Origin of the sequence: Bartonella sp. B1098, from assembly GCF_944896145.1 — a bacterium.
GTDB lineage: Bacteria > Pseudomonadota > Alphaproteobacteria > Rhizobiales > Rhizobiaceae > Bartonella.
The window spans coordinates 184,913-202,879 of sequence record NZ_CALYLP010000004.1; the positions used below are offsets into that span (position 1 = coordinate 184,913).

Here is a 17,967-nt window from a genome sequence, read left to right on the forward strand (position 1 = left end):
AGTTTAAAAACTTCCGTTCCATCCTACCAGATCAAACCAGCAAAGATGAAGCGGGAGTTTTTGTTTTGAGATGCAGCACCCAAAATAAAAATCCCGCTCTCTATCACAACAGAATTACTTATAACAATTTCAAAAAGACAACAGTAATGGATTTTAACAATTAATTTCTCAACGTAAAAACATCAATTTTCAGATTTAAAAGCAGTATGTTTGAGAAAAATATTAAGAAGATTCTGTACCTTACGAGCTGTCTTAGCTTTTATATACTAAATTGGAGCAAAAAAATTGTGTATCTCGGTTTGTGTAATCTCTAAAACAATAGTTAATCTCATTTAGGGAAAACGTAGAGTTTTAAAGGTATAAATCTGTTCCCATCCTTATCATCATTTTTTAATTTAGCTTTACGGATTTCAAAAGAATTTAGAGCAATATTTTTAAAATAATGGAGATTTTTGATTGCCTCACGCTTTTGTTTATCACGTTCTTTAAGAGAGGCACGACTTTCACATAAAACAAAGCGCCCCAAACAAAATACACTGCGTCGCATATTCATCGGCGTGTTTTAAAGCGACATCTCTCAAAGCGCACCCTAGCACATTTCACGACGTCGACCATGAATAGTACAATGATACCCTCCCATGGAATAATATAAAATCTATACCATCATCTTTTATACACATGAAGAAGTAAGCCGGCGCCCTCACACACTTTTCCAGCCCCTAATGTGTGCAATACTTTGAACTATTGAGACGGTTCATAAGAGGCATTTTTAGCCCTTTCTTAAGCAAGTGATCCACATGGCTTTCCCATTCACAACATACAAGGAGGAAGGATTTTGTTTGATTCAATATGAACAAGATTGAAATGAGAAGAGAGTCTTACAATCTTCAAGATTCTCATTCAACATATAAAACAGTGGACACTTTTTATAAAGCAATACCTAGCCATACAGACGCTCTTACTTCTTCTCAAACCTAAAGTGGAGCAAGACGACCAAGTTCTAAAAATCCCAATTTGACCCAGCCATGACTAATAGTTAAGGACAGAATGGGAGAGCCATCTGCATTTTTAGGCAGTGTACTCAAAATAAAAAGTAACGCTTGAAAATTATCCGTTTCTTCAGGAAACAAATGTTGCAAAGCCTCAAGAAACTTCACGTGCTGTATACAAACAATTTCGAATGTTGCTGACAAATATCCTTCATTATCAAAAGAAAAAGGTCCACTAATATGCACCCCACCGCCTATATGAAAAGCCAATTTAGCATGCTTTAAAACGCCATTTTTTTCATACAGACGCTGTTTCCAATTTTTTTCTTCATGGTCAGACAGAAGAGAGGCATCATTTAAAATCCATTCCAAATTGCCATCAATTTTCGGAATTTCAACAGAAGAAGATATAAAAATTGGAGAAACATCAAAACCATCAAAAATGATATTTCCTGAGAAATGCTTTTTTTCATGTTTAAGATCAAGACGCAAAAATTCTGTCGTTATTTTTTGAGAGACATCTTTTGGCTGTAATGGCTGTGAAACCCCATCAGGAGTATCTTGCAACAATGCCGGATTTTCAACATTTTGTTGTGTTACCTTTTTGTCTATCGCTTTTGATCCCAATGCCTCTTGAAGCTTTTGATCCTCAAGAGAAGAGGCAAGAGGAGAAAGTTCAAGCTCTTCAGCGATAACCTTCAATGTCTGACCCGTTTTCCAATAAGGTTCTGTTTCAATCACCAACTTACGCCAATGGGATACGATGGAAGTTTTCCCAGAAAAAACAGTTGATGCAGGAGAATCAACATTAAATTCGACCAAATGAGGTGCATAAATTGGTGCACCAGCTGTCAAACGCCCCGTCGATAAAGAGACCCCGTATAAAGGCCAAGAAAATTGAAACTTGTCACAAACAACACCGATACGCAAAGGATAACCATTCTTGCGCACATTCTCACACACGGCCGCCATATTACCGGAAGATGCTTTTGCAGATATATCAGAAACATAGTTTTCTATTTTACGTGAAAAAAAAACCAGAAAGCGCTATAAATGAGGATCAGAGCAAGACAAAACAGCCCACATAACAAATAGTGCAAAGAAAAACTTTTTTGTGATGATGGTATTTGAGAGGACGTAGACAACCTTAAAACTTTCTTTACCTTTTGATTTTCACCCCATCTTAAAAAGGATAAAGTTTCTGAAACATTCACCAATCTATAAACAATCCAGCTTCTTAATCTATCGGATTTTATCTACTGACCACGTTATGGAGGACATAATTCACCGTCCTAAAGTATAGTATCTCACACGCTCAAGAAGCAAAACTTTCTTAAGAAAACCCTTTACACTTTCTAACAAAAAATACCTTATATGTAAAGTTTTACATGCGCTGTCTATCTTCAACCTTAAACGCATTATTTTACAGTACAACAAGAATGACAATGACAAATTGATTTACAGTAATAACTTACTGTTTTGCATGTTGAATTGAGAGTCCAGAATCTCGTAAGATTCTCTCATTTCAAACCTGTTCTAGGCTGAATTAATCAAAACCATTTTCTTACACGTCAAAAGCGAAGCTGACGTAGAGGTAAAAACGGCACAAGAAAGGACAAAAAGCCTTTTCATGAATCGTCGAGAAATGCCAAGGGATGTCACAATATTGGGTCGGACAGAGTGTGTGATAGTGCCGGCTTACTCCTTCACAAGCATAAAAATGGCGGTGCTCTATGTATTTTATATTATTCCATGGGAGCTTTATCATTATACTATTCATGATCAGCACCGTAAAATGTGCTTGAGTATGCTTTGAGAAATGTCTCTTTAAAAACAAGCCCGTAACCATGCAACCAAATGACGTTCTGTTTTACGTAAAGGTCGTGAGCCCATTAAGAATATAAAGTGCATACTCACATCAGTGCGGGCGGTGTACAAAAGATCTGCCGTAATGCACCTTCAAACCATTGGCTTAAAGCTTGATCATAGATTAAACGCCCTTTTAAATGTGCACAAGCAGGTTGAGCACCTTTTTCGGTCAATTTATGGGCCGAACGCACCAACAAACGCCGCATCATAGCGCGTGTAAATTCAGCATGAAATTGCAAGCCCCATGCATTTTTTCCATAACGGAAAGCTTGCGTAGGATATGTATACCCTGTTGCCAAAAGCTTTGCCTCTTTTGGTAAATCATAAATACCTTCATCATGAAAATGGTAGACCATTTCTGGCCAATTCATCAATTTCTTTCCTTGTGGGGTCACTTCGAGTGGATACCAGCCCACTTCAACAGTCCCATCACTTCTTGTACCAACGCGTGCTCCTAAATTTCGCGCTAACATTTGTGCCCCCAAACAAATACCCAAAAAAGGTTTATTTTCCTTTAGCGATAACGAAATCCAATCAATTTCCTCACCAATATAGGCTTCGCTGTCATTCACACTCATTGGCCCCCCTAAAATAACAACACCGGCATAATGTTCTAATGTATCAGGGAGTTTTTGCCCAAAAATAGGACGATAAACATCAAGAACAAAACCATTTTGTTGTAAAAATTTTCCCAAACGACCAGTATAGGTAGACCGCCGATGAATAACGACAGCAATCCTTGGTTTGCTATTTTTTTGCTTTTTATCAAGACATCTCTGATTTAAAAACATTTTTTAATCAATCACCTCTGCAACCGAGCAAAACTTCATTTTTAAAGCATAAGAGAATAATTTTATTGAATAAGATTAACGATATTTTTTCTTCTACATTCATTGTTTCTTCTGAGAAAACCCTCAAATTACCCTGTTGATGCAATTTAAAATAAACGAAATTTTTTCCTCGATAAAGACGCGTCCTCTTCTTCTGTTTTAACCCCTGGATCATCAACATTTAAATGAATTTGGCTGAATGTTTTTGCATCTTGTTCTTTTATATCTTGTTTGTCCACCTGCATATTATGCAAAAAAGAATCATCTATAGGCTTTGATTTTTCAAGCTTCTTATCTTCAACCCCTTCAGTTTTTTCCACCATGTCCTTTTTATCTTGGCTGTTTGGCACAATATTGACCGCCTCTAATGTAAGAGAAGGTACACGGGGAGGCGCTTTCCATTCAAAGCAACCCAAACGTCCACTGATTGGAGAAACAGCTGACCAAGAAGAAAAAATAGATCCCTCACACATCCATACTGGATCACGTTCAGCACGAAGAGCTAAGGAAAGCCATTGACGCACAGCACCTTGATTGTTTCCCTGTGCTTCCTCAATATCTGCCAATAATAAATAAACACTTTCCCGTGGATGATACTGCAATGCTTTTTGTGCCTGCTCTCTTGCTAATGTCATTTCACCAGCATCCAAAGCAGCTTTGGCAATAAGGAAAGCCGACTCAAATGCATCTTTATTATAAGAAGCAAGTATCTTAGCCCTTTTCAACCGCCCAACAGCTCCTTCTTCTTTTTCAAGATAAAGGATTCCCAAATCAGGATGAGGTTCTTTCTGCCAAGCCGCTATAATCATTTTATCCGCTTTACGCTTTTCATTTAATTTATAAAGAATATCAGCAGCTATAATCGTTATTGGAACAAAATCAGGCGCCAATTTATGAGCTTTCAAAATGGCTTCACGTGCTTGTACTGGATGTGTATCAAACAGATGAAGAGCCTGTCCACTTAACAGTAAAACCTGTATATGCTGTCGCTCTGGAGTCACGCGCGCAGAACGCGGGAGAGCTTTTTGTGCCCTTTCAAAAACAGTAAGTGCCCGATCCCATTTACCCTCAGCACCCAAACGATCAAGCACCGCCTGATGCGCCCATACAAGTGCTGGCGATAAAGACAGCGCTTCTTCTGCATATTGTTGCGCTGCCTCATAAGCTTTACTCTTCATCGCCTCACGAAACAAACCATAAAGTCCAACCAATTTTGTCGGATCTTCCTTTCTCATCTCCTCAAAAAGACCGATAGCCCGAACAGAGTTATTTTGTAAAGACAAGGTTTGCGCTTGTAAGAGTTTCACTAATGGCTCTTGTTTTCCTGCAAGATATTTAGCAACCTGTGCTTCCATTCTTTGCGCAACCATACCATCACCAGCAAAAGTTGCAAGAATTCCCTTTGAGAGAGCTTCATAACCGCGCCTTCGATGACGTTTATAAAAATAATTGGAAAGCGCACTCGGTATGGAAAAAAAGAAAGACAATAACCACCACAAAAGCACCAGCGCTACAAAAAGCAAAGTAAGCACACTTAATACTGTAAGCAATGAAGCAGAAAATCTGAAATTTAAAAATGTGAGGACAAAAACACCATTATGATTAGCAACCCACCCGAAAGCTAACCCAAGGATACAAACAACAAAAGTATAAATAAAAACACGTATCATCTGGAGCCTATTTACTTTGTTGCCTTAAAAGATCCTTGTTGCACAGACAACAACAATTGCTGCAGCAATTGTTGAACAGCAATATGTCTTTCAAGCTGCTGAACAAAATCTCTTGAAACATCTTTTGCATTTTGAGGTAATGATTGCCATTCGCTCAAAGCCTTTTCGTAATCACCCGCTTGAATGGCAACTTCCATGCGCGCTGTAATAGCTCCAAGCGTCATCCCTTCAACATTTCCAATCGGTCGCGAAACAACAAGCCCTTTTATCCACGCTAAAATTCGGTCAAAAAAACCAGCATCTGACGTAACAATATTTTGCGTACCAACAATTGCATCAGCAACACGCGCAAAATCAACAGAGAGTTGTGCTGAACTTGGAAGACCTACAGTAGCTGTCTTTTGCAACAGATCAAGTCCATCAATCGAGGGTGATAATTGCTCTAACAGCTTTAATTCATTATTATAAGATCCACCCCGTTCTACAGCATTTTTTAACGAGCTGATTGCTGTAAAAAGTGCTGTATTTATTTCTTTTTTTTCATTATTTTTAACAATAATTTCTTGCTGTAGTGCTTCCAACTGTTTTTTTAACGAAGCAAGATCATGTGCATTGCTCTGCCCGATAGACAAAGCCGTTTCTATCTCTTTTGACTCTCCAACAAAAGTTTGTACAACCTCTTCAAGAGCTTTTACTTTTTCCTCTAAAATCGCAAAAGCTTTTCTGCTTTCCTTTTGCAAAAGTTCATCGTTTTTCATTGTTTGAAACTGTTGTGATGAAAAAGAAGAAAATGTTGTTTTTAACGCATCAATCTCCTGAAGGACCTGCTCCAATTGTTCTCTTGTTTCTTCACTTGTGTCTTTTGCAGCTTCAGCAATCTGCAAAACTTTTTCCTCTCCAACAGAATTTTCCTCAGAAGAAAATGCTGTTTTTAAGGCATCGATCTCTTGAAGCATTCGCTCCAATTGTTCTCTTGTTTCTTCACTTTGGCCTTTTGCAGCCTCAGCAATCTGTAAAACTTTTTTCCCTTCAGCAGAATTTTTCACAAAAGGAGAAGAAAACAAACCCACCCATTGAAGCCCCACAAAAATTCCCAAAGCAATGAGTCCCCCTAAAACCCCTGAAAGAGGCAACAAAAGCCAAGCTGTACGAGAAGTACTTTGATCCTGATTTTGCATATTCTGTTTTTCTTGGACATGAGATTCTACAGAATTTTGTATTTTTTCCTCTGAATCATAGGAAACAGCTTCATGTTCAATGACTGGCTTCTTACGACGCGTACCAGTATAATGCGATTTAACTTTTGGTTTTGAAGAATCGACCATTTTTGTTACTTTTTGTGCACACTTCTTTTAATGATAAAATAATAAAATGAAAAAAGTTTTAAAAATGAAGCTTTTCTCAAATATCTTTGTTTTCTTTACACACTTTTCATAAAGTGTATAACTTTATAGAAATTTTCTAAAACGCATTTTCCTCAAGAATATTTACAATGATAAACTTTAATAGACAAGTTTTTAAAAACATAGCTTCATTTTTTAATCAACAATGCCATAAAATTCAAAAAAGTGCCAAATGAAATCATTCTCTCATAGAAAAATCAATTCTTAAGAGAAATACTTTGCATCTTTTTCTGTTCATGATACGCACGTGGAAAAGAAACTTCAAAATAAGGTTTTGTTTAAAATGCGTCTGTTGGGAATAGAAACAAGTTGTGATGAAACGGCAGCGGCTGTCATTGAATACAACAATGCATCAAACAGCCGAATTCTTTCCAATATTGTTTGGAGTCAAATTGATCATCATGCACCCTATGGGGGTGTTGTTCCTGAAATTGCCGCGCGTGCGCATGTTGAAATTCTTGATCATTTAATTCTGCAAGCCCTCACAGAAGCAAACATAAAACTAAAAGATATTGATGGCATTGCAGCCACTAGTGGACCTGGTTTAATGGGGGGGCTATTGGTAGGTGTTATGAGCGCAAAGGCACTCTCTCTTGCCACTGGAAAACCATTTATTGCCGTCAATCACTTAGAGGGACATGCTTTAACAGCTGTATTAACGCACAATGTCAAATTTCCTTATTTATTACTTTTAGTTTCAGGCGGACATACACAAACAATCCTTGTTCATGGAGTAGGCAACTATCAGCGTTTAGGAACCACCATTGATGATGCATTAGGAGAAGCCTTTGATAAAACTGCAAAACTTTTAGGTCTTCCTTATCCTGGTGGACCAGCGCTTGAAAAAGCAGCTTTATTGGGTGATAAAAGTCGCATCCCTCTTCCACGACCTTTAAAAGGTGAAAAACGGTTAGATTTTTCTTTTTCAGGCCTCAAAACGGCTGTTCGACAAGCCGCAACAGCCATAGCTCCTCTTACAGAAAATGATGTTGCTGACATTGCAGCAAGTTTTCAAGCCGCTGTGACCGATACGGTGCGTGATCGCGTTCAATTGGCTCTACAACACTTTACCAACCAATACCCTTTCTCTCATGATCAAGAAAAGCATTCCCCTGCTCTAGTTGTCGCAGGCGGAGTTGCCGCAAACCAAGCACTTCGCTTGACATTGGAAGAACTTGCCCATCAACATGGTTTCGAATTTATAGCACCTCCTCTTTCCTTGTGTACGGATAATGCAGCAATGATTGCTTTTGCCGGTGCACAAAAGCTCGCACGTGGAGAAATAAGCTCGCTTGATATTGCTCCTCGCTCACGCTGGCCATTAGATGAAAAAGCCTCACCCTTAATCGGGACGGGACGCCGTGGAACAAAAGCATAAGAAAATTACTTTCCCTCACCTTTTAAAGAACAAAGATTTTCATTCAATCCGGTCTGTAATCTAGATAGTTATTGAATCGATTTCCCACCTGTAAACGATTCCATCTGCTTCTTATTTTACACGATTCACTTAACCCAAAACTTGATACGCGAACTTAAATATTTATCACATATTCTAAAAACACTTCATGTTTCAAAGAAACTGCCTTATATCACCACACTTCACATGACAGTATTTTACGGCATCATAAGACGCACCTTACCCCTTACCGAAGCATAATATGAAGCCATTCTTTAACTTCTTCACCTTTGAGACAACACATTGATTTATAATGATAATCTAGCGTTATTTATATTGAATTAGAACACCGAATAACGTAAGATTCTCTCATTTCAAATCTGTTTATGTTGTATCAATCAAAATCACTCATTTGCACGTCACAAGCGGGGCTGGTGTGTGGGTTAAAATTGTATAAGAAAGGAGTAAAAATGGTCCTTATGAACCGTCTTAATGCAAGATCTGTCGCAACATTGGGGGCTGGCAAATATAATGATGGTGCCGGCTTGCTTCTTCATAAGCGTAAAGATGGGGGTGCTCAATGGCTTTATCGTTATACCCTTCACGGGCGCCGTCGTGAAATGGGCTTGGGTGCCTTAAGACATGTCTCTTTAAAACAAGCACGTGAATTAGCAAACCAATGGCGTTCTGTTTTACGTGAAGGTCGTGACCCCATTAAAGAACGCAACAAACAAAAGCGTGAGGCAATAAGCAATCTTCATTATTTAAAAGACATTGCTTTAGATGCTTTTGAAAGCCGTAAAGCTGAATTAAAAGGGGATGGTAAAAATGGGGATTGGTTTTTACCATTACGCCTTCATATTCTCCCTAAATTAGGTTGTCTGCCGGTTTCTGAGATTACGCAAATAGAGATACGCAATACCCTTGCCCCTATTTGGCATACAAAAGCTGGAGCAGCTCATGCTGCACTGAAACGTCTCAATATGTGTCTTAAACATGCGGCTGCTCTAGGATTGAATGTTGACTTACAAGCAGTAACAAAAGCACGCGCGCTCTTAGGCAAACAACGTCATAAAACGCAAAATATACCAGCAATGGATTGGAAAGATGTGCCGGCTTTTTATAAAACACTTTGCGAAGCATCAACCCTAACACAACTGGCTTTACGTTTGCTTATTTTGACAGGCGTTCGCACTAATTCCTTGCGTCATATTCGTGAAGATCAAATTGAAGACGATATATGGATTATCCCTGCTGAAAATATGAAAGGAAGGCGGGATGCTACAACAGAATTTCGCGTACCCTTATCAACAGAGGCATTAGAAATTCTAAAACAGGCGCGCTTGCTTTCTCGCAACGATTTCTTCTTTTCTGCAACCGGTCGCGGTCCCCTTGGTGAAAATTGCATGTCACAATATATGCAACAGATTGGACTTGAAGCACGTCCCCATGGTTTTCGCTCTAGTTTACGCGATTGGCTTGCTGAAACAACCGATGCCCCCTATGAGGTTGCTGAAACCATTCTAGCTCATACGGTTGGGGGTAAAGTAGAGCGTGCCTATCGTCGTACTGATTATTTAGAACAGCGCCGTGTCTATATGGATAAATGGACGGCTTATGTCACAGGTCAATCTTAAGATATGGGGTGCATAACCCCATTATCTGTGGATAACTTTCTCTCTCTTTTCTCTCATATCATCTCAATTAAACTCATAAATTATCACATCAGAAAATATATGATAAAATACTGTTTTCTATGAATAAAATACCTTCAAAAATGAAACAAAATGTGCTTAATAAATAGGCATGATTTGTTCCCATTTTTTAATATGAAAGGATTTTACGATGATAGAAAATGATATTCTTTTAACAGACCGTGAAAGTGCAAAATTGCTTCATATGAGTGTCTCAACTTTCCGCCGTCATGTGACCAATGGCTCTCTCCCAAAACCTTTAAAATTCGGTTTTTTATCGCGTTGGTTACAATCGGATCTTTTGAATGTTATTGAACAAGCGAAACAGCAACGTCAAAGTGATGCGGCATAAAAAAACTTTGTCACATAAGGATGGACAAGGCTTTTCATTTTCACACGAAGCTTATGAATAGCAGAGTCCGTCCTATGATGCAATCATTATAGGATCAAAAATATGTTTTCTTTTACGAATGCGCAGGGCATTACACGTGCCTTGCATGGGGTTTGGCATGGGCGTTATGGACTTGCCCGTTGTCCAGCTCATGATGATAGGCTGCCTAGCTTATCTCTTTCTAATGGAAATGATGGGCGTCTTTTACTCTACTGTTATGCTGGTTGCTCTTTTAGAGAGATCATACAAGCGCTCACAAGAATTGGCTTGCTGGGGAAACAAGCCTTTTTTGATAAAGCCTATGATCACACGCTTTCTTTCTCAAAACAGTTTTGTGCTGATTTCAAAAGAGCAAAACAAAAAGCAGAAAGAGCAAAAGCGATTTGGCAACAAAGTCAACCGATCAAAAATACTTTAGCAGAAACCTATTTACGCATGCGGGGGATCACATGTGAATTACCTGCTTATTTACGCTTTCACGACAAATGTCCACATCCATTAGGAATGACACTGCCCGCGTTGGTAGCTCTTGTTAAGGGGGCTGGTTCCTTTGCCATTCATAGGACCTTTTTAAAAGCCAATGGCTGCAAAACAGATCAGAAACCAGCCAAAGCCATGTTGGGTTCTGTCATGGGCGGTGCTGTGCATTTAAGTCAAGACAATCCAAAACATTTGGTTATTTGTGAAGGCATTGAAACGGGGCTGTCTCTGCTGTCTGGATTGTTATCAGAGCCCGTGAATTTATGGTCGTCTCTTTCCACCAATGGCATGATGCGTGTGAATTTACCCCCGATAAAAGGGCGTCTGACAATCGCAATGGATGGCGATGATGCGGGTCGTAAAGCAGGTTTTACCCTAGCAAATCGTGCTTATAGACAAGGCTTTGAGGTCTTTATGATGCAAGCCCCAAAAGGAATGGACTTTAATAACGTATTAGTTTCTAGAGAAAGGAAAATATGAAAAATAGTAATTTACAACACAATAATAAAACTGCTCCCGTTAATGATAAGGATCATGCCTTTTTAAATGATAATACTTGTTTAAAAGCTATTCCTTATGAACAAGCCTTGCAACAAAACGGTTGGGGGGAATTACAGTCTATTGATAAAGCTCTTTTACCCGTCGAGCCTTTTAAAGTATATCTGCTCCCAACACCATTGATAGACTATGTTTATGACGTTTCTGATATGCAACAATCTTCTATCGACTTTGTTGCTATCTCTGCTTTATGCGGTTTGGCTGCTGTTATTGGAAATGGCGTGCGTATCGCTCCAAAACAATATGCCAATTGGGAAATTGTTCCTAATCTCTGGGGCGCCATTGTGGGGCAACCTTCAACCATGAAAACACCTACCTTGAAAGCTGCTTTAGCCCCTCTCTATGCTTTTCAAGAGGAATGGCATCAAGAATGGGTAAAGCAGAAAAAACAGCAAGAAACAAAAGATATTCTGATTGAATTAGACAAAAAAGAAAAGAAAAAACAAGCCTACAAAGCACTCAAAGATCAAGATGAGGAACAAGCCCTTGCTCTTCTTTCTCAAGCTCTTGAATACAAAGAAAGTGATGATGATGACACGCTTAATAAACGACGTCTTATTGTCAACGATGTCACGGTCGAAAAGCTTGGGGAATTGTTAAAAGAAAACCCCCGTGGTTTGTTGTTGGTTCGTGATGAATTATCTGGTTTTTTATCCGATTTGGAACGGAAGGAATATCAAACAGGCCGTTCTTTCTATTTAACATCTTTTAATGGAGATGATCAATTTACCTATGACCGTATCGAGCGTGGAACCATTTTTATTCCCAATGCAACCCTTTCTGTCATTGGGGGCATTCAACCTTCACGAATTATTCCACTCATTCAAGCCATGCACCGTGGAATAAACGATGATGGTTTATTGCAACGATTTCAAATGCTGGTCCTTCCCGATGAACGAAAAGAGCGTAACTGGGTTGATAGACCACCCAATCAAAATGCATGGGAAAACTATCAAGGGGTCTTTCGTTCTCTTTATGATAAACCTTTAGGATCACCAAAACACCCCATTACCATACGTTTTTCTGCCGAAGCCCAAGAGATGTTTCGTGAATGGTGGGAAAATTTTCAAAAAACAACCAAAGGGGAAAATTTCTCCGAAAGTTTACAAGCGCATCTCTTGAAAATGGATAAAACCATACCAACCCTTGCGTTGATTTTTGAACTGTGTGAAGGTGGGCGTTTTGAAATCAATAGAGATGCCCTTGAGAGAGCCTTGTATTGGGAAAAATATCTGATAAGTCACGCAAAACGCCTTTATGCGGCGCATGATACATTAACAGCAGAGCGTGCGAAATTAATTGTTGAACGCTGTGATTATTTACCCGATGGTTTTACTTCACGTGATGTTTATAAACGTAATTGGAAATGTTTAAAGGACAATGGAGCCGTTAAGCAAGCTTTAGAGCTTTTATGCTGTTGTAACTATATTCGTGAAATCTCTGGAGACAATAGCTCTCAAGGCGGTCGACCTACCATACGCTATGAATGGCATCCTTTAATAAAAAGTCATAAAACAACACAATAGGCAATCTGGATATCTTATAAAACATTAAACCCTATAACCTTGTATTATCGAAGAGAGCCTTCAAAGCATTCCGCATCTATTGGTTTTGGGGGTTCTTTTTACACCCCCTCTATATATTTTTTAAATCAAAAATAAAAGTTATTATATTTCAATATGTTAATGTTTTAAATAAACAACCTATATTAAACACAACACGTAAATACAATCTTTAATATATATTTAAGAGGGTTTTGTAGGGGTTTTGGGTGTTTTAAACACCGTCAAAACCTATCTATTAAATTCGTGATAAAATGCTTCAAAATAATCATTATGATATTTTAAAAGCACGTATTGCATCTGTCTTGATTAACACATCAAATGAATAGCAAATTTCACTATTTTGCTGATCTGATCTTTCTCATAGGCTGTTGATAAGTATCCTTTTAAAAACTCTTTTGAAAAAATTATCGGCTTTTTAGCAGTTTTTCCCCATTTTTATCGATATTTGTTTTAAACGCATTTAATTGAATTCGTTTTGATTCTTTTGATGGTTATTGATCATCTTATAAGACAAGGGATTTTTATTGTAATATGCTGCAATCTGTTAAGTCTGATAATAAACACGTCACTCTACGCTCTCTGTTGGAATATTATCGTCAACAAGCAACTTCAAATGCTAAAAAGGGAAAAATTTTTGAAGATTTTGTTAGCAAATATCTTATGCATGACCCTATCCATTATGGACGCTATGAAAAGGTTGAAAGCTATTTTGAATGGGCTAAAGAGCGTAAAGATTGGAATAAAAATGATATCGGCATTGATCTGGTTGCAAAACTTCGCAATCAAGAAGGCTATGTGGCTATTCAATGTAAGTTTTATAAAGCTGACCATCAGATCAGTAAAAAGGATATTGATAGCTTTATCGCAGCCTCTGGAAAAGACATCTTTAAATATCGCCTTCTCGTTGATAGCACTGAAAGTGAATTAAGTGACAATGTGAATGCCATGATTAAAGGACAAGCGATACCCGTTTATCGCATTGACCTTCGTCATATGGAAAACAGTCGTATAGATTGGCAAATATTTGCAACAAAACAAAAAGTTGTTCTGAAATCAACAAAAGAACCTCGTCCCCATCAGAAAGAAGCCATCAAGAAAGTCTGTGAAGGTTTAAAAGAAGCAGACCGTGGCAAGCTTATTATGGCATGTGGTACGGGGAAGACGTTCACAAGCCTAAAAATAGCAGAGACCATAGCGGGAAAAGGCAAGCGTGTTTTGTTTTTGGTGCCTTCTCTTGCTTTAGTTTCACAAACAATCCGTGAATGGACACTGGACACACAAATTCCCTTGCGTTCCTTTGCGGTGTGTTCGGATACAAAAGTAGGAAAGCGTCGTAAAAACCAAGATGATCTTGTTGGCATGGAAACATCAGATCTTGTGCTTCCTGCTACAACAGATGCAAAAGCCCTTGCCAAAGAAGCTTGTGAACACTTCGCAGAGGCAATGACCGTCATCTTTTCAACCTATCATTCCATTCAAGTGATTTCCGATGCACAAAAAGAGCATGGATTACCCGAATTTGATCTGATTATTTGTGATGAAGCCCATAGGACAACTGGTGCTTCATTGGGAACTGATGACAATGAATCTGAATTTGTCAAAGTTCATGATAACAGCATCATTCGAGGTAAAAAACGTCTATACATGACAGCAACGCCTCGTATCTTTAGTGAGACTGCCAAAAGACGGGCTGATGAGATTAATGCCGTTTTGGCGTCCATGGATGATGAAGCGCTTTTTGGAAAACAACTCCATCATTATACCTTCACTGAAGCTGTCGAGAATGAACTTTTAACTCCTTACAAGATTGTGGTCTTAGGCATTGATGAAACCTATATCACACCAGCCATACAGAAGATTATAGCCAATGAAGACCGTGAAATTGATTTAGATGATGCGGCAAAAATTATTGGCTGTTATAGAGCACTGACTAAAATAGATAAGGAAGCAGCTGTTGATGATGATGATACAGAGCCCATGCATTGTGCCTTAGCTTTTTGCAAAGATATCAATACTTCTAAATATGTTACAAAGCTCTTCAATCAAATTATCGAATCTCATATCAATGATTTCCTTAAAGATGTTCCCTTTCTGAATTGTGAAGTAAGACATATTGACGGAAAGCAAAGTGTCAAAAAACGCAATGAAGAATTGGATTGGCTGAAACAAGATGCGGGGCACAATGTTTGTCGGATCTTAAGCAATGTTCGGTGTCTTTCAGAAGGGATTGATGTTCCTGCTCTTGATGCCATCATGTTTTTACACCCGCGCAATAGCCAAGTGGATGTGATACAGGCGGTGGGGCGTGTGATGCGTCGTGCCAAGGGAAAAAAGACAGGTTATATCATTTTACCCGTTATCATTCCCTCGCATTTAGAAGCCAAAAAAGCTTTACGGAATAATAAGAAGTACCATGTTGTTTGGCAAGTTTTGAATGCTTTACATTCTCATGATGAGAGGCTGGCTCGAACGATTAATCAAATGTCGCTAGGACAAGATAGCAGCCATACGATTGAGATTATAGAGATTAAGCGTGACAATGAATTAAAAGAACTCACCACAACAGTTGATGAGGTCCAGATACAATCAAAAGCAGAAAGTTCTGGACATGTTATTGGAACAGCAGCAAGCAACTCTCAATCGACTACAGAGCAAGGAGAATTATTCCGCCCTTCTGAATTTGTTGATTTTATCAAGACAATTTTTCTGGATAGTTTTAAAATCACGGATTATTGGGGCATATGGGCTGGCAATGTTGCTGAGATTGCACAAAACCATATCAATCGTCTTAAAGATATGCTTGTGGACGAAAAGAGTGAAACTTTTCATGCTTTTGATGCCTTTCATAAGGAACTAAAAAACAACGTAAATAGTGAAATCAAACAAGAAGAAGCTGTTGAGATGTTAGCCCAACATCTTGTAACGCGTCCCGTGTTTGAAGCTTTGTTTGATGGCAATAAGTTTGTACAGAACAATGCCATTTCACAAGCCATGGAAAAGATTTTAGCGAAACTGGATAAAACCAATATTGAGGAAGAAGCAAAAGATCTTGATAAATTCTACAAAAGTATCACGTTCTGTACAGCAGGGATTACCGAACCTCAAGCAAAACAGAATCTTATTATCAAACTTTACGAAGATTTTTTTGCCAAGGCATTTAAGAAAACCACGGATAGGCTTGGAATTGTTTATACCCCCGTTGAGGTTGTTGATTTTATCATTCACTCTGTTGATGATGTCTTGCGCAATGAATTTGGCAAAAGTCTAGGATCACGGGGTGTTTCTATTCTTGATCCTTTTACAGGTACTGGAACCTTTATCACACGGTTGTTACAATCCAATCTCATAAAACCAGAAGATATGGAATATAAATTCCGTCATGATATTCATGCCAATGAGATTGTTTTACTGGCTTATTACATAGCAGCCATTAACATTGAATCGACCTATCATAGTCTTATGAAAGGGAATTATATTCCTTTCAAACATATTGGTCTGGCTGATACGTTTCAGACGCTTAAAGAAAAAAACTTGATAGATGGTATACTCAAAGAGAACAGTGAATATTTAGAACATCAAAAGAAACTGGATATCAAAGTTATTTTTGGTAATCCCCCTTATTCGGTAGGACAAAAAAGCGAAAACGACAATGCAAAGAATACCCCTTATCCAGTATTAAACAAGCGTATTCGTGAAACTTATATAGCTCAATCGAAAGCAACTAGTACGCAAAAGTTATATGATAGTTATATCCGCGCTATCCGCTGGGCTAGTGACCGTATTGATAATGCTGGGGTAATCGGTTTTGTTTCTGGTTCTGGTTACATAGAAAAGTCTACAATGGATGGTTTACGAAAATCTTTAGCCAAAGAGTTTACCAGTATTTATGTGCTTAATTTACGGGGAGATATTCGCAAGAATATGTTAAGCAGTGGAAGAGCTCAAGAAGGAGAGAATATTTTTGGCAATGGTAGCATGACTGGTATTGCTGTCACACTGTTTATCAAAAACCCCAATGTTTCTGGAGATTGTAAAATTTACTATCATGACATTGGTAATAATCTCACAACAAAAGAAAAACTTACAGCTCTCGAGTATTTGGGTAGTATTGATGGCATCAAAAATAAATCTAGCTGGCAAATAATTATACCAGACAAACATAGTGATTGGATTAAGCAACGTGATAAAAGTTTCAAAACATTCTTAGCTATGGGTGTCAAAAAGGGGCATGATAAAAAGCTCTTTGAAACTTATTCTCTTGGTGTTTCAACCAATCGTGATGCTTGGGCGTATAACTCAAGCCGTGAATCTGTAAAGAAAAATATGAATAATATGATTGCCTTCTATAATAGTGAGGTAAAACGTTTAAATAATACCTATTCACATGCTGATCATACAGCACGTGCAAAGGTCGTGAATGATTTCGTAAATTCGGATGAAAGCAAAATTAGTTGGAGTAGTACTCTTAAAAGAGAATTATTAAGAGGTAAATTTTCCGAATTTGAAGATAAATGCCTTATTCAAAGCCTATATCGCCCTTTTACAAAACAATGGCTTTATTATAATAGCGTCTTTAATGAAGCAGTTTATCAAATGCCGCGCGTATTCTCTATGGGAAAAGCCGTTAAAAATAGAGTAATACAAATTACAGGCATAGGAGCAAGATGTGGTTTTTCTGTACTGATGAGTAAGGATGTACCTAACTTGGATTCAATAGAAAAAAGCCAATGCTTTCCACGCTATATTTATGAAGACACTACGGTTTTAAAAAATAAAAGTGAGAAACAATCCCATTTATTTTTAATTTCTACAGAGGAAAACAACACAACTGGTTTACAGAGGCATGATGCCATTACGGATGAAGGGCTAGCACATTTTAAAGCTGCTTATCCTAATGAGAATATAACAAAAGATGATCTATTTTATTACGTTTACGGAATCTTACATTCGGAAGATTATCGTACTCGTTATGCTGATAATCTCTCTAAAGAATTACCTCGTATCCCTTGTGTAAAAACTGCTGAGGACTTTTGGAAATTTGTTACAGCAGGGCGTGAATTGGGTCATTTGCACGTCAATTATGAAACTGTAGAACCTTATCCGGTGACCTTTAAAAAAGGCA

General features: G+C 38.2%; 10 protein-coding genes. 6 read left to right on the forward strand and 4 right to left on the reverse strand.

Features of this window, described 5'->3' with window-relative positions:
- Positions 1-974: 974 nt before the first annotated feature.
- The 4 genes from NNJ85_RS08345 to NNJ85_RS08360 all read right to left on the reverse strand — a co-directional run bounded on the left by NNJ85_RS08345 (position 975) and on the right by NNJ85_RS08360 (position 6,683).
- Positions 975-1,961, reverse strand: coding sequence for a DUF2125 domain-containing protein (locus NNJ85_RS08345; RefSeq protein ID WP_254475159.1), 987 nt, complete (start codon positions 1,959-1,961; stop codon positions 975-977).
- A 941-nt stretch (positions 1,962-2,902) separates the two neighbouring features.
- Complete coding sequence (locus NNJ85_RS08350; RefSeq protein ID WP_254475161.1) at positions 2,903-3,649, reverse strand: glutamine amidotransferase; 747 nt, start codon at positions 3,647-3,649, stop codon at positions 2,903-2,905.
- A gap of 146 nt (positions 3,650-3,795) precedes the next feature.
- Positions 3,796-5,358, reverse strand: coding sequence for a heme biosynthesis protein HemY (locus NNJ85_RS08355; RefSeq protein WP_254475163.1), 1,563 nt, complete (start codon positions 5,356-5,358; stop codon positions 3,796-3,798).
- Between the two features lie 11 nt (positions 5,359-5,369).
- Complete coding sequence (locus NNJ85_RS08360; RefSeq protein ID WP_254475165.1) at positions 5,370-6,683, reverse strand: COG4223 family protein; 1,314 nt, start codon at positions 6,681-6,683, stop codon at positions 5,370-5,372.
- 361 nt (positions 6,684-7,044) lie between these two features.
- Between NNJ85_RS08360 and tsaD the strand changes: the two genes are divergently transcribed.
- From tsaD to NNJ85_RS08390, 6 genes are all read left to right on the forward strand, one after another.
- Positions 7,045-8,139: a tRNA (adenosine(37)-N6)-threonylcarbamoyltransferase complex transferase subunit TsaD gene (tsaD, locus tag NNJ85_RS08365; RefSeq protein ID WP_254475188.1), complete on the forward strand. Its 1,095-nt coding sequence runs from the start codon at positions 7,045-7,047 to the stop codon at positions 8,137-8,139.
- Between the two features lie 488 nt (positions 8,140-8,627).
- Positions 8,628-9,794, forward strand: coding sequence for a site-specific integrase (locus tag NNJ85_RS08370; protein ID WP_254475167.1), 1,167 nt, complete (start codon positions 8,628-8,630; stop codon positions 9,792-9,794).
- Positions 9,795-10,002: 208 nt separating this feature from the next.
- The gene (locus tag NNJ85_RS08375) at positions 10,003-10,203 is read left to right on the forward strand and encodes an AlpA family transcriptional regulator (protein ID WP_015856732.1); all 201 of its coding nucleotides are present in this window, start codon (positions 10,003-10,005) and stop codon (positions 10,201-10,203) included.
- 102 nt (positions 10,204-10,305) lie between these two features.
- A complete protein-coding gene (locus tag NNJ85_RS08380) occupies positions 10,306-11,202 on the forward strand; it encodes a toprim domain-containing protein (RefSeq protein ID WP_254475169.1) in 897 nt (298 codons plus the stop codon).
- Positions 11,199-12,806 (forward strand): YfjI family protein, encoded by a 1,608-nt coding sequence (locus tag NNJ85_RS08385; RefSeq protein WP_254475171.1) that lies wholly within the window; start codon positions 11,199-11,201, stop codon positions 12,804-12,806. Before NNJ85_RS08380 ends, NNJ85_RS08385 begins: the two co-directional genes overlap by 4 nt.
- 570 nt (positions 12,807-13,376) lie before the next feature.
- A partial coding sequence (locus NNJ85_RS08390) for a type ISP restriction/modification enzyme (protein ID WP_254475173.1) occupies positions 13,377-17,967 on the forward strand: 4,591 nt, incomplete at its 3' end.

Coding starts and splice junctions, on each gene's coding strand:
- NNJ85_RS08345 (WP_254475159.1), bottom strand. CDS start 1,961: ATGGCGGCCGTGTGTGAGAATGTGCGCAAGAATGGTTATCCTTTGCGT.
- NNJ85_RS08350 (WP_254475161.1), bottom strand. CDS start 3,649: ATGTTTTTAAATCAGAGATGTCTTGATAAAAAGCAAAAAAATAGCAAA.
- NNJ85_RS08355 (WP_254475163.1), bottom strand. CDS start 5,358: ATGATACGTGTTTTTATTTATACTTTTGTTGTTTGTATCCTTGGGTTA.
- NNJ85_RS08360 (WP_254475165.1), bottom strand. CDS start 6,683: ATGGTCGATTCTTCAAAACCAAAAGTTAAATCGCATTATACTGGTACG.
- tsaD (WP_254475188.1), top strand. CDS start 7,045: ATGCGTCTGTTGGGAATAGAAACAAGTTGTGATGAAACGGCAGCGGCT.
- NNJ85_RS08370 (WP_254475167.1), top strand. CDS start 8,628: ATGGTCCTTATGAACCGTCTTAATGCAAGATCTGTCGCAACATTGGGG.
- NNJ85_RS08375 (WP_015856732.1), top strand. CDS start 10,003: ATGATAGAAAATGATATTCTTTTAACAGACCGTGAAAGTGCAAAATTG.
- NNJ85_RS08380 (WP_254475169.1), top strand. CDS start 10,306: ATGTTTTCTTTTACGAATGCGCAGGGCATTACACGTGCCTTGCATGGG.
- NNJ85_RS08385 (WP_254475171.1), top strand. CDS start 11,199: ATGAAAAATAGTAATTTACAACACAATAATAAAACTGCTCCCGTTAAT.